The organism is Dickeya lacustris, from assembly GCF_029635795.1.
Lineage (GTDB): Bacteria > Pseudomonadota > Gammaproteobacteria > Enterobacterales > Enterobacteriaceae > Dickeya > Dickeya lacustris.
This window is the reverse complement of sequence record NZ_CP114280.1, coordinates 3,289,277-3,303,064: the sequence shown is the minus strand read 5'-3', so window position 1 is coordinate 3,303,064 and position 13,788 is coordinate 3,289,277. Positions and strand designations below refer to the sequence as shown.

Annotated in this window: 9 protein-coding genes; 5 read left to right on the top strand and 4 right to left on the bottom strand. The window is 61.0% G+C overall.

The window, feature by feature from the left end; genetic code table 11:
• The first annotated feature begins 13 nt into the window (after positions 1-13).
• From O1Q98_RS14930 to O1Q98_RS14915, 4 genes are read left to right on the top strand one after another with little or no spacing between them, the layout of a single operon-like run.
• Positions 14-838, top strand: a complete 825-nt coding sequence (locus tag O1Q98_RS14930) for a hypothetical protein (RefSeq protein ID WP_125260602.1) — start codon at positions 14-16, stop codon at positions 836-838.
• Between the two features lies 1 nt (position 839).
• Entirely contained in the window at positions 840-3,323 is a 2,484-nt protein-coding gene (locus O1Q98_RS14925) for a hypothetical protein (RefSeq protein WP_125260603.1), read from the top strand.
• Positions 3,320-7,141 (top strand): contractile injection system tape measure protein, encoded by a 3,822-nt coding sequence (locus tag O1Q98_RS14920; RefSeq protein WP_240632823.1) that lies wholly within the window; start codon positions 3,320-3,322, stop codon positions 7,139-7,141. The genes O1Q98_RS14925 and O1Q98_RS14920 overlap by 4 nt, the downstream gene beginning before the upstream one ends.
• Positions 7,142-7,181: 40 nt before the next feature.
• Complete coding sequence (locus tag O1Q98_RS14915; RefSeq protein WP_240632824.1) at positions 7,182-9,647, top strand: hypothetical protein; 2,466 nt, start codon at positions 7,182-7,184, stop codon at positions 9,645-9,647.
• Between the two features lie 52 nt (positions 9,648-9,699).
• Here O1Q98_RS14915 and O1Q98_RS14910 read toward each other — a convergent pair whose 3' ends face one another.
• A complete protein-coding gene (locus tag O1Q98_RS14910; RefSeq protein ID WP_125260605.1) occupies positions 9,700-10,473 on the bottom strand; it encodes a hypothetical protein in 774 nt (257 codons plus the stop codon).
• On the opposite strand from O1Q98_RS14910, the gene O1Q98_RS14905 reads away from it, so the two are divergent.
• On the top strand, positions 10,463-10,651 hold the full coding sequence (locus O1Q98_RS14905; protein WP_278142121.1) for a hypothetical protein: 189 nt from the start codon (positions 10,463-10,465) through the stop codon (positions 10,649-10,651). The genes O1Q98_RS14910 and O1Q98_RS14905 overlap by 11 nt on opposite strands.
• Here the strand turns inward: O1Q98_RS14905 and O1Q98_RS14900 are convergent.
• From O1Q98_RS14900 to O1Q98_RS14890, 3 genes are read right to left on the bottom strand one after another with little or no spacing between them, the layout of a single operon-like run.
• Positions 10,648-11,706 carry a LacI family DNA-binding transcriptional regulator gene (locus O1Q98_RS14900; protein ID WP_125260606.1) on the bottom strand — a complete coding sequence of 353 codons (1,059 nt, stop codon included), beginning with the start codon at positions 11,704-11,706 and terminating at the stop codon, positions 10,648-10,650. The two genes, O1Q98_RS14905 and O1Q98_RS14900, sit on opposite strands and share 4 nt — an antisense overlap.
• The gene (locus O1Q98_RS14895; protein WP_125260607.1) at positions 11,707-12,756 is read right to left on the bottom strand and encodes a carbohydrate ABC transporter permease; all 1,050 of its coding nucleotides are present in this window, start codon (positions 12,754-12,756) and stop codon (positions 11,707-11,709) included.
• Between the two features lie 15 nt (positions 12,757-12,771).
• Complete coding sequence (locus O1Q98_RS14890) at positions 12,772-13,773, bottom strand: carbohydrate ABC transporter permease (protein ID WP_125260608.1); 1,002 nt, start codon at positions 13,771-13,773, stop codon at positions 12,772-12,774.
• Between the last annotated feature and the right edge of the window lie 15 nt (positions 13,774-13,788).

Genomic DNA, 13,788 nt, shown 5'->3' with positions numbered 1-13,788 from the left:
GGAGAGCAACGCTGTGGCCAAACGCAATCGCAATACCTTGAAGAACTATTTCCGCCAAGGGGCGATGCCATCCGCCGAACATTTTGCCGACCTGATTGACTCCTCCGTCAATAAAATCGAGGAAGGGTTTGATAAAACGCCGGATCAAGGGCTGAAAGTCTCGACGCTGGATGCCCACGCCCGGCTGATGACATTTTATCGCGACCACGACCCTACCCGTGAACGGTGGTCACTGACGCTGCAACCGGATACCCATCATCTCGCCTGGCAGCGCCATACCGACAATGGGCGCGGGCAAAACGACGCCACCGCACAGCTCACCCTGACGCCGGAAGGGTACACCGGCATTAATACCGCAACACCGCGCCATGCGCTGGATGTGCAAGGGGTCATCGCCTCTGAGGGACGCTGCGGCACGCAGTGGGCCGAGCGTTTGCCCGCCGATGGTCAATGGCACGATCTGACCCCGCCGCTGGAAGGCTGTCAGGCTTTTGAAGTGGTGGCAGGCGTCGGCATTCGTCATTCCGGTCGCTATGCGCTGATGCATGCCATTGCGCTTAACACCTGTGCGCCGGATGGGTTTTGGTTCAATCTGTTTGGCCATAAAAATCGCATCCGCCCCCGTCACGCCTACTACCATTCACGCGCCGACAAACTGGCGCTGCGCTGGCACCGCGAGAGCGCATCCTCTGACCGCCATAGCCCCCTTCGCCGCTATCGGTTGCAAATTCGCACCCAAACCGCTTACGGCGAAGGCATTGTGGTGCGCTGCCACCTGACGCAGCTATGGCACGACGCGTATATGCAAGGCAGCCTGCCGCTCGTCAGTGAGGTGTAACATGACGGCCGCCTCGTTTATTAAGAGAGACGCTCCCCGGCAAGACCCGGACAATCTGGCCTCGCTGCTGCGCGACGCGCTGGCCGACGTCCAGCGCTTAAGCGGCCAACGCTGGAGCGATTACAACCGACACGATCCGGGCGTCACGCTGCTGGAACTGCTGTGCTTTGGGTTGAGCGATCTTATCTACCGCACTGATTTTGCGCTGCCGGACTACCTGACGCGCCCGGACGGTACGCTGGATTACGCCGCGCAAGGGTTGATGCTGCCGGAACAGATTTTCCCGGCCCGCCCCTGCACCCGGCAGGATTATCAGCGCGCGCTTCTCAGCCACTTTAGCGACATCGAACAAGTGTGGGTCAATAGCGACGCGCAGGGCCGCTACCATATCCAACTGCTGCCAAATGACCAAGCGCGCCAGCGCCTGCTTGAGACGCCCGCGTTACGCGAGCGCCTTATCCATGACGTGGCGCGCTTTTATCAGCGTCAACGCAACCTGTGCGAAGATCTGGCTGACATCAGGCTTATCGACAGTCAGGGCCTGCAACTGCATGCCGACATCGCCTTGCTACATCACGATGATGCTGACGCGCTGGCGGCGGAAATCTACCACCAAACCTTACTGTGGCTGGATGATGACAACCACCCGGATCATTCGCTGTACGATGCGCCCCCCGCACAGCGCCCGCTTACCTCGCTCTATTCACAGCTGATTACGCTCGATGCGATAGCGCACATTCAGCGCTTACAATTACTGAGCGGCGACCAGACGGCACCGCCCCCGACCCACATCGGCCCCGGCGACTGGCTCTTGCTGCCCAGACACCCGGCCGATATCCACCTGCATCTCACCTATCAGGGCCAGACGCTGGCGATAGATTTCAGCACCATGTTGATTCGACTGGCGCAACGCCAGCGCCAGAAAAGCACCCTGAGCGAGCAGTTACGCCGTCAGTCAGCCAGCCTGAACCTGCCGCCGCAAGGCCATTTCCGCCCGCTGGCAGCATATCGCTCGATTCAGGCGCTGTTCCCGGCGGTCTACCGGCTGGACGCCCCCGCCTCACCCGGCGCGCTTAACCGCCAGGAACAGATGCAAATTCAGCAATTTCGCGGATACATCCTGTTATTTGAGCAGTTGATGGCTAATTTCTGCGCCGGTCTTGCAAACCTGCGCGACCTGTTTTCCACCCGGATTGACGCCGGATGCAGTTACCGCTTCGCGTTGCTCGATGACGCACATTTTGCCGGTATCAGCACGCTTTACCCCCGTCAGCCGGAACAGGTTTTTCCGGCGTTGCTGGCGAATGTCGATCACTACCTTGAGCGCAAAAGCCGGTTATTTGACTACCTGCTGGCGCTGTATGGCGAGCAGCCGGATGCGCGCTTCTGGCAGCCGCTGGACAATGAAAGCGAACCGTCAGCCACCCCGCGACGGCTGCGCTACCCGCAGCGCTTTCTTGCACAGATTGCCACGCTCACGCGCGAGCGCTGCGGTGCAGATTGCCTTGATGACCCCACCCATCGCGGCGGATTTAGCCAGCGGCTCGCCCTGCTGCTCGGCATGGATGACGCCGTCGGCTGGCCTTACAGCCAGGTGCTTGAGCAGCCTGCGCAGCGCTTTATCGACGATGAGGCGTTTCTTTACAGCGACACCGGACGCTGGCAATTGCAGTGGCTGCCAGACGAAATTGGCGACGCGCTGCTGGATGTGCCATTAACCTCGGCGGCCACCGCCGACCATGACGCCGACAGTGGCCTGACTGAGGAAGGCCCGCCGCCTGAGTTACTCTGGCCGCAGGACGACAACCCGGTCGGCGCGCGTTATCGGCAACTGCTCGCCAGCCAGCCGCAGCCGGTTGCGCTGCTTGCTCGCGGAATTCATCTGGCGAATTACCAGATCTTCGCCCGCCCGCAACAGGGCGATTATCAGGCGTTATTCCGCCTAAACAGCGCGCCGGGGCTCTGGCTAAGTCTTGGTTGCAGCAGCGACCCAAAACCGCTGATTACCTTCATCAACCAACTGAGGCGCGCATTGCTGCGCCTGAACCGGTTATGCGAAGGGGTCTATGTGGTCGAGCACGATCTGTTGCGCCCTGCGCATCCGCCTCAGCCCGCTGCCAAAACCCCCGATGCGTTTTTTGCTCAACTGAGCCTCATCTTGCCCGGCTACAGCGCCAGAGGAAGCGACCCGGTGTTTCGTCATCAGGCTGACCGGCTTATCGCCAGCCAAAGCCCGGCGCACCTGCTGGTGCGCTGTCACTGGCTCGACCTTGAGGCGATGCGGGCCTTTGAGCGCAACTACCTTGACTGGCGCCATGCCCGCGCCCATCAGCCCGATAGCCCCGCCTGTCATCAGGCGGCAGCCCGCCTGATGGCCTGGCTGACGCTACGCCTCTGCGCCATTGAACCCGACGCAGGCCGCCCCTGCGCGACAGAGATGACCTTTTCCCCACCCCCTTCCCCACCACAAGGACAGGACGCATGACCCAGCCACACCGCATTGATACCGCCATCCTGACATTCGATGTTGACACCCCGGCGCTCGCCACCCAACTGGAGCAACAGGCACCACGCTGGGTGAAACACGTGCTGCTGGAGCATATGGACACGCTGTTCGGGCGTTTTTCCCCGCCGCACCAGCATTGGGTGATTGACCAGTTAACGCTTGATCTCGGCGTACTGCCCGCCGATGACATCGCGCAACAGGCCACCCCCGCGCTCGAACGCCAGTTGGTCGCGCTGTTCGCAGCGTCGCCTGCCGCAATGACCGACGCCACACCGACGGATGCGCCGGGCACACCGCCGCCGCTGACCAAACAGGATGCGGCTCCCCCGATTACGGTATGGGATGACGCGCAGGCGAGCTGGCAACAGTTACACTTTTTTTTACAGCGGGGCGTCATGCCCTGGCACTACCCAAGCCGTGTCGGGTGGTATCAGGGTGAGGATGGCCGCCACTGGCTGGCAGAGGCGGTACGCCTGCATCACACTCGCCTGATGCAGCTATTACGCACGAGCGCACAGCCGCACGCCCTGCTCGCCCGGCTGGTGTCACAACTGCCGGCCAACGCACTGAGCCGCTGGCTGGCGCGGCTTGACCCTACCTACCAGACGATAGCGCTGCACAGTCTGGCCATCCGTCGGGACACGGCGGCCCTGCCCGCCGCGCTGCGCCTTCAGCTACATCACCATTGGCATCAGCGCATTCATCAGGCGCTGATGCAGCGGCGGCTGCATCAGGAACTGTTACCGCTGTGGCCTGAACTGATTGGCCCGCAGCGACAGCGCTTTCAGTTGGCGCTCTATGCGTGCAGCCAGCAGCCGGAGATTATCCGCGCCATCGCTCAAGCGCTGGATGATGCGTACTTTGATGATGTTTTGCTGTTGCTGGCGCCGCAGGCTCACCCGTTTCTTCGCGATGTTATTCGCCAGCCGCACTGGTTTACCCCGGCAGAAACACCACCGGCGCCAGAGACGTTGGCCGGGGCGCGCCACCATTTGCACGAATTCACGCTGCATTACCTGCTGGTGCAGCGCGGCAGCCAATTCAACAAACGCCGTTACCTGGCCGGATTGGTGGCGCGCATGGCGGCGCATTACAATCTGGCGCACACCGCCATGCTAGACAGCCTGCATCAGCACCTGACGCTCTGGCAGGGCGACAGCGCACTGCGCCAGCAACTGCTGTCACTGTTGGCGCTACTGCGCGACACGCTGGCACCCCCCGCCCAGCGGGTTCCCCCCTCGCAAGCGTACCCCGCGCAGCCGGTAGCCGGGGAACGCCACCATGACGAGCCGGATGAACCCGCGCGCACCGCCTCGCGCTGGCTGTGGTGGCAACAGGCGCTGCAACACGGCGATGAGGAGACGGTCAACCTGATATGGCAGCGCTGCCACAGCGAAGACTTACCGCTACTGAGCCACCTGTTATTTAGCTGCGCGCAGGCCGAGCGGGTGCGCCAACACTGGATAGCACATTTCGGCATACCGACCCGTGAGCGGCTGTTAAACCTGCTGGAACCGGCGGCCGCGCCCTTTATCCACCTGGTGCTGACCGAGGTGCAGGCGAGCGCCCCGCCGCCGACCGGCGAGGGCCTGAATACCCCCCAACTGACCGAAAGCCTCTGGCACCTGACGCTGAACTATCTGCTGGCGGCGCGCGGCAGCGAATTTAATCGCCGGGCTTACCTGGACATGCTGCTGCGCCAGGTGGCGGCGCACCATAATCTCAGCTACCCCAGACTGCTTGAGGCGCTACAGCACGCCTTACAGCGCCCGCCGGTCAATACGGCGCTGCATCAGTCGCTACTGGCGCTGCTCGCTGCGCTGGCCTGCGAGCCCCCTGCGTCATCACCGGTTCAACTCGCCTCGCCACCGCCTGAGCCCGATAACACCGGTGCAGACGACACCGGGCAATATGCGGGCGACGCCGCCCCGCAATCTCATGAATTGCATGAATCGCATGAATCGCATGATGCGACGCCCGCTGACGCCGCTACTGCGCCCGACCTCCCGGTCTGGCGCAGTGAGGAAGACATCGCGCCCTCGCCCTTGCCGCCGCTCGACAGCGCCTGCTATCAGTACCTACAGCACGTGCTGCGCCACGCCAACCCGACACGCCGTTTCCAGCCGCCACAGGAGGCGTATGCACACTGGTCACAGCATCGTCACGGTGAACCAGACGATGTATTACGCTGCCTCGGCTACTTACAGGCCTACAACCCGCTGTTAATTCAACGCTTGCAGGCCACATCAGCCTGTTACCCGGCGCGCTGGCAGCGGCTGTGCGCGGCCCTGCGCCCATCGCAGGCGGTTCGCATCGTGATGCTGTTGCTACAACTGCGCCAGCCTGCGCTGCGCCACCACCCGATAACCCGCGCGCTGGACTACGCGACCCGCGCCCTGAGCCCGACACAGCGGCAAGCCTTTTACGGCGAGGTGATGGCGCAACTGGCGGCCAATCAGTTACCTGACTGGCAGGCCATCCGTCGCGCCGTCAGCCTGTCACCCGCGCCCCGCGTCACCGCACCGCCCCCGCCAAACCCCACGCCGAAGCCAGCGGCGCGGGTCTCACCGCGCGCCTCTCAGCGGCTAACGCCCGACCAGGCACGAGACTGCCTGACGCGTTTTTGCGCCGATGCCGCCCCCAGACTCACCGGTGAGGTGATTGCCGCGCTGCGTACCTTGCTGGCGCACGATATTGAGGCGCTGTGTCGCTTACTGCTGCCCTGCCTGCGCTCGGCCAGTAACGCCCGACAATTAGCCGCACGACTGCCGGAGAGCCTGCACACCGCCCTGCTATCGCACCGCTGCCGGGATGATTTCATGGCGCTGTATCCTTACGCCCGCCTGATAACCAACCTGTGCCTGCACCACCCGCTGTACCGGGCTAAACCACAAACGCTGGAAAGCCTGTTTTGGTATGGCTTGTATCAGGCGCTACCGACCACGGGCGCGCGCGTCGATATCGCGCCATTTATCCGCCGCTATCTGGCGTTACTGGGCGCAGACTGGCAACAGCGCAGCCACAGCGATGCGCCAGAGCCGCTCTACCGTTTTCTGCTTGAGCAGGCGGCCACGCACGTCTTGCCCGCCACACACCGGCTGACTGAACGGTTGCGAGCCTGCCTGCAACCCCCGTACTTGCCGCAGCCTGAAGCCCGCCCCGATAGGCACGACGGCGCGCCCGGCAAGACAGCGGCAGCGCAGACGCCCGCCCATGACGCGACGCCCACCTCGCTACCGCTGCCAGTCAGCGCTGCCGTGCCTGACTGGGGCGGCGACGAACCACTCGGCCCCGATGACCCCATCGTGGTGACAAATGCCGGTCTGGTGCTGTTTGCGCCGTACCTGCCACGCCTGTTCACCACTCTTCGGCTAGTGCAACAGGGCGAGTTTTGCGGCGAGTCTGCGCGCTATCAAGCGATTGCCTGCCTGCACTCGCTGGTGGATGCAGGGCCGATGGGGGCGGAATATCAGCTGGCGCTCAACAAACTGCTCTGCGGTATGCCGCTAAACGCGGCGCTGCCCGCCACCGCCGCGCCGGATAGCGACAGCCGCAACACCCTCGTCAGCCTGCTTGACGCCGTGCGACAACACTGGAAAGCGTTGGGGCAGACATCCAGCCTCGGGTTGCAACAGACCTTCTTACAGCGTGAAGGCCATTTGTGGCGACAGGCCGATAGCTGGCGGCTGGAGGTGCTGGCGGGGCCTTTTGACATGCTACTTGACCACCTGCCGTGGAGTTTTAGCCCCATCAAATACCCCTGGATGGCGCACCCATTACAGGTGGTGTGGCGTTAACGCCGCATCACGCACGCTGCCTTTCGGAGATTTGCTCACCATGAACATGCAATCTGGCACAGGATTCGCCTTCTCCCTTCGCAGGCCACTGGCGGCGGCAGCGCTGCTGCTCGGTAGCCTGCTGTCGCCGACGACTCATTCCGCGCCGCCCGCCGCCAATACGCTGGCGGCATCGGCGGGCTATGCGCAGTGTTTTCAGGCGTTGTCGCACATGGATGGCCGACGGTTTACGCATATCACCCAGGGTAGGCTGGCGATGATTTACCGCGACGAGCCTGACTATCAGGCCGATTACCACCAACCGGGCGACTACCTCGCCGATGGCATCTTTGGCCCGAAAACCCGCAAATGGCTGGCCACCTTTTGCGCTGAATTCGCCATTGATCCTGCGCCTAACCGCAACCGTTTCGCCGAGGATTTGCTGGTCGCCTTGACCAAAATCTCAGAGCTGAATCAGCTGTTCCCTTTTTGGCGCAGCCGGTTAAGCCCGCCCGAGCTGCTGCAATGGCCGACGCAAAAAACCATTGAGTTTCTCAACGCCCAGCCACCTGGCGAGCAGGCGGTCGTTGAACCTTTGCCGCAAGGCTACTACCTGTTAAGCGATGCAGACCTGCGCACACTGTCAGAACACCACCGCCTGCAAACCCAGCTTGATGCGCTCACCAGCCAACAGTTCACCAATCCGGCAGCGCTCAATAACGCCGTGCGCCCGCTGATTCGCCAGTTACGCGGCGACGAGCAGCAAATCTTGCAACAGATTGTCGAAACGGTGCCTGCACCGGACAGACGCCCTCAACGCCCCAATACAGCCGCAGATGACGCCCGCGAACCGGGCGACAGCGCAGAGCCGGAGCCGGAATCGGATTCCGAATCGGCATTGGGTTCGGTTTCAGCATCGGCATCGGCTTCAGCATCAAATAGCAACCGCGCACCGACCGCGCCCGCGCCGGTCACGCTGTATGCCATCAACCCAAATGCGCTGGAGTTGGCCTATCTGGATCTGCATCTGGTTTCGCTGGATGAGCGCGCGCTGGCGCAGCTGGCGACGCTGAAAAATATCCCGTTTGCCGATCGCTACCATTTGCAGGTTGCCCTGAAACTGGCCGGGTTATCTTCGCTCGGCAGCGAAAACTGGCAGCGCCTTGTGAACCTGGCCTACAAACCCGGCCTGGCGACACCGCGTTTGCCTGCCATGGTGTGGCGGGCGTCAGAGCATTGCGGGTGTGAAGAGAGCCAGCCCAATATCAGCGGCCCGCAGGCGCTCTTCTACGGTTTTTATCCTTACTGGCGGCCATTGACGGAGGGACAAAGCCTCAATTTTCGCCATCTGGATCGCATCGGCTATTTCTCGGCGTCGGTGCTGCCCGGCGCGCGCGGCCCGCAATTGGTGTTGCCACCGAACTGGCGGGCCAGCCGCCCTGAAGCTGATTTTATTCGGCTCGCTCACCGCTACCGAACCGATGTTGATCTGGTGGTGTCCACGCCGCGCAAGCTGTCTGCGCCGGTGCTGATGAGCCTGCTGACGACGTCGCTGGTCACTCACTTGCGCGACAGCATCCAGACGCCGCTTGCCGATGACTGGGTTAATCTGGCGCGCCCCTGGCTGACTTTCGGCCACAGCGCGCCCTATACCCAGGGCGATGGCCTGACGCTGGATTTCGACCTGACGCGCCTGACCACCCACGCCAGCCAGCAGGCGTTCATCCGTTTTGTGCAGGTGCTATATCGCAGCCTGAACCCCCAGCCCCGGCCCGTTGACGGCGCGCCGCTGTACGCGATTAACCTGATAGTCCCGCCGGAGGCGCTCATCGCCGGGCAAGGCTTCTACCGGCTGGAGAATCTGCGCGAACTGCTGCCCTATATCACGCTGTTTATTCTGCAAACCGACAGCGGCGATAGCCCCACGCCTGCGCCCAACACGCAGACGCAATTGCGTAACCTGCATGATTTTCTCAGCCAGCAACCGCAGGCCGACGTCCCCGCGCTGTATCGCAAGATGGTGCCGGTGCTTATCCACTCAGGCACGCAGCCGTCGTCGGCGGCGTTCAGCGAGCTGGTGCGCTATAGCAGCTGGAGTTTTTCCGGCGCGGCTTACTGGCCGCTGCCACTTGATGAGGAGAGCCAACAGGTGATTGAACGCACTTTCTACCCGCCAGAGACCACGCTGCCCGCGCCGCTGGCGTACATGGCGCGCGGGGTCGAACAAGTGATGGATGTGGTCTGCCCGAACCGCTGGGTATTACGCCTGACGCTATTCGTCACCTTTTGGCTGATGGCGTTAAGCTGGCTGGTCAGCCTGTGGTTTTTCCCTCTGCGGCGCATCATTGAGTCCGTCTGGTTTAGCGGTTTTGTGGTGCTGTTTAGCGCCGTGCTGGTGCTGGCGCTGCTGGCCGACCCTTACTGGCAGCAGTATCAGATGCTGCTGTTGTTGCTGTTTGCCGCGATTATCGTGGCGATTTTAGTCAGGCAGCATTTACGCAAGAACCGGCGCGAGCGCAATCCGTAAGCGATGCGGCTGGTACGGCTGATATGCCTGGCGCGATATCCGCCCAGACCAATCAGCCTGAGGCAGCCAATGGCCGTGACACGACCTTCCCCTGCGGCATTGGCTGCACCGTATTATTATGCGGGTTAATCCCCTGCGGCTGGCCGATAAACTCCCAGCCGCTCTGATGTGGATTGAAGTGCATCACATTGGCTGAAACCGGCATCAACGCCACACTGTGGGGCTGGAAATACTCTTTCTCGCTAAATGCATCCACCCGGCTACCGGCATGCTCATGAATCAGGTCGCTCTGTTTTTGTCTGGTGGGGTGCTGGTTATGAAAGACGCGATAATAATCGCTACGCTCCGGGTGCTCTCTCACCTCCAGCGAACAGCCATTCATCCCAGGCGTGAAGGCAAAGACCGCGTTGTCATGTGCGGCGGCCAGGCGCGGGTTCTTCGGTATATCGGTATAGCCCGGCAGAACATCGCCGCTTTTAAACGGGATCCAATGGGCGTAAATCGCCTGCTCCGCCTCTCGGGTACTTGCCACGGTGACGGGCTTGAGGCTGACTTTATTTTTATCCATCGCATCGGGAATCAGCGCAAAGTACCCCTTTTTCGGGCTCTCGTTGAGCTGCATCGGCGTGCCGGTTTTATCATTCGCACGCATCACCCCGGAAATATCCAGCAAGTGATGCTCAAGATAACGCTGCGGGTGTTGTTTAAAGGCCTGAGTATGCGCCAGCGCGTCTTTTGACAACGCCGAGGCGCGAATGACCTCAGCGGCAGACGCCGCAGACGACGCCCCGGCGTGCGGGGAGGCGGCAGAACGAATGAACATCATCGCTTTCCTGTGTAATGGACATGACAACGTTAAGTGTCCGCCACGTTGCGGCCAGTTCCATCCCACAGGAATAATTGCACTGAGTGACTATCGGGCTAATTCAGGCTGGCTGGCAGGCCGCCAGCCGGTCAAACCGCGCACTCACGAGGCGCTCGCAAACGCCCTGTCGTCGCCCTAAGACACGCCGACGGATGCGCCAGCCGGTGTTGCCAGCACCGATTCACGCACCACCAGATGCCCGGCCAATTCAATCCGCTGGGCAATACCGAGCGCCTGCGCCGGTAGCAATTGTTGCGTCAGTAACTGGAGTGCGGCGCGCGCCATCTCCTCAAACGGCAAATGGACGGTGGTGAGCGACAGCGGCAGCATGTCGAGCGGCAGGATGTCATCCATGCCCATCACCGACATGTCTTGCGGTACGCGCAAGCCGTGGTGATTGAGCGCATCCGTCACGCCGATGGCCTGATTATCGGCTGCGCAGAAGATGGCCGTCACCCCCAGCCTATCAGGATGCGCAGCCAGCCAGTGGCGCAGCGCATCGCGCGCGGTCAGCGGCTGAAAATCCGGCAGCGACAGAATCAGGCGCTCATCAACGGCGATACCGGCCTCGGCCAACGCATCACGATAGCCGCGCTCGCGCTCACGGATGGTCTGACGTGACGGCCAGGTGAGGTGCAGAATGCGCCGGTGCCCCTGCGCTATCAGGTAGCGCACGGCGGCGGTGGCCGAGTAGTGATTGGCTGGCATCACCGTGTTAAGGCGCATGGTGGGGTCTTCGCCGTTAATTAACACCGCCGGTACACCGCTTTCCGCCACCGCATTGAGCAACGTCGGGTGGTCGTCGTTGACGATCAGAATACCGTTGGCTTTATCGGCGTGCAGCGCCTCCAGCAACTGCTGCTCGTTAATGCTATCCGGCTCGCCGACAAACGGACTGAGCTGGATATTGCGCTGCTGGCACAGGGCTTTTAGCCGGTTAATCAACGTCAGCGAAACCAGATTCAGCTCGCTTTCCAGCATCAGGTTACGCGGTGTCGCCAGCATAATATGGCGCAGCGGATCGGGGGTTTCGGCGATTTTAGCGGCTTTATGAAGCGGATAGCCTTGCTCGGCGGCAATCGACATCACCTGCTGGCGCACTTTGGCGCTGATGGGCGCGCTGCCGCTCAACACCCGCGACACCGTGCTGATAGACACGCCCGCGCGTTCGGCAATCTCCTTGAGTGTCGCCATCTATTTCATTCCCGTATTGGCAATGCCGGTGGTGATATATTTTTGCAGGAACACAAACACCGCCGTCACCGGTAAAAGCGAGAGCATGGTCATCGCCAGAATGTAGTGCCACTGCACCGAGAACTGCCCCTGAAACGCATTAAGACCGATTTGCAACGTAAAATTATCCTGGCTGGACAGCACGATTAACGGCCACAGGAAGTCATTCCAGCGCCAGATAACCGAGAAAATCGCCAACACCGCCAGCGCAGGCGCGGTGAGCGGCAGAATGATTTTCCAGTAAATCCGAAACTCGCTGGCCGCGTCAATGCGCGCAGCTTCAATCAGTTCGTCAGGAATGGTCAGCATGTATTGGCGCAGCAGGAACACCCCGGTCGGCGTGGCAATAGTCGGGATAATCACCCCCCACAGGTTATCGCCCATATGCAGGCCAATGACCACCAAAAACGTCGGCACCATCACCACCGACAGGGGGATCATCATGGTAGACAAAAACAGCGTCAGCACCGTGCCGCGCCCGCGAAACTCATATTTCGCCAGCGCAAATGCCGCCATCGAGCTCAATAGCAGCGTCAGCAAAGTCGCCATCACCGTGACGAATACGGTGTTTTTCAGATAGGTCGCGAAGTGAAATTTCGCCAGCGGCGTGGCGTAGTTATCCGTTTCCAGATGCAGGGTTTTCTGCGGCGTCAGGTTTTGCACCGGCACCCGAATCACCTCTTGCGGTGCTTTCGGGTCAACCATTTGCGCCAGCAGGCCGATACGCCGCACCATCGCCAGCGTTTTGTCACTGCCATCTTCAAGTTTCGCCTGCCACAGCTCCAGCGGTTTGGGGTACTCAGGCAACGTCACCGTGCTGGCCGCCTCCGGCAGAAAACTGGGCGGAAAGCGGTTGATTTCCGATGGGGTTTTCAGCGATGACATCGCCGCCCACATCACCGGTATCAGCACCAGCAATGTGCCGATGACCAGCCACACCCAGCTTAAAATATCGGTGACATGAATCCGCCCTGGATAGCGGGTACGGGTAAGAAATGCAATGATCTTCATGATGCCGACTCCCGGTTATTTTTTGCCTTCCAGACGGCGGGTAAGCAAGAACTGCAATGCCGTGAGGATCATTAACACCAGCCCCATCAGCACCGACGCTGCCGATGCCAGCCCATACAGCGAGGCATTGGAGGAAAACGCCGTCTGATAGATATACTGCACAATAAAGTTGTTGGCGGTGCCCGGCCCGCCGCCGTTGGTCAGCACCCAGGCTTCATCGAAAATCTGCACGCTGTTGATGGTCAGCAGAATCACCACCACCAGAATATTGGGCGCCAGTAACGGCAGCGTCAGGCGATAAAAACCGCGCCAGCGCGAGGTGCCGTCCACCGCCGCCGCTTCATAAATATCGCTTGGGATAGCCTGTAACCCGGCCAGCAGAATCAGGGTATAAAAGCCAACGTGAAACCACACCGAGACAAATACCACCCAAAAGCGCGCCAGCGACGGCTCCAGCAAGAACGTGATAGGTTGGCCCCCCAGTGATGACAACACCAGGTTAAGCAGGCCATTGCGGTTAAGAAACCACTGCCACACCAGCCCCACCACCACCGGTGAGAGCAGTACCGGATAGAAAAAGATGGCGCGAAAGAACCCTCTGGCCATGATTTTGCGATTGAGGATCAGCGCCGTCACCAACGCCACGCCGAGCGTACACACCACGTTGAAGAAGGTGAAGGACACGGTGTTGTAAATCCCCGTCCAGAACAAGTCCTGCTCGCAGGAAGCCGGTTCGGTGTAACGTTCGCAACTGAGTAAGGTGGTAAAATTCTGCAACCCGATAAACGGGCGATCCCACAGCAGGATGTTGGTGCCGCCGGTAAAGGCGTAACACACCGCCAGCAGAATCGGAATAAACACAAACACGGCAAACAGCAGCATGTTCGGGGCGATAAAAAACCACGGCATCACCCGCCGCCCACCGAATTTTTGCAGCAAATTGACCGATTTCTCCACTGGCGTGACCAAGGTATCCACCAGCGATGCACCGGGCTGGAACAAAGGATTTTGCTTCATGGCGCTCTCCGGTTA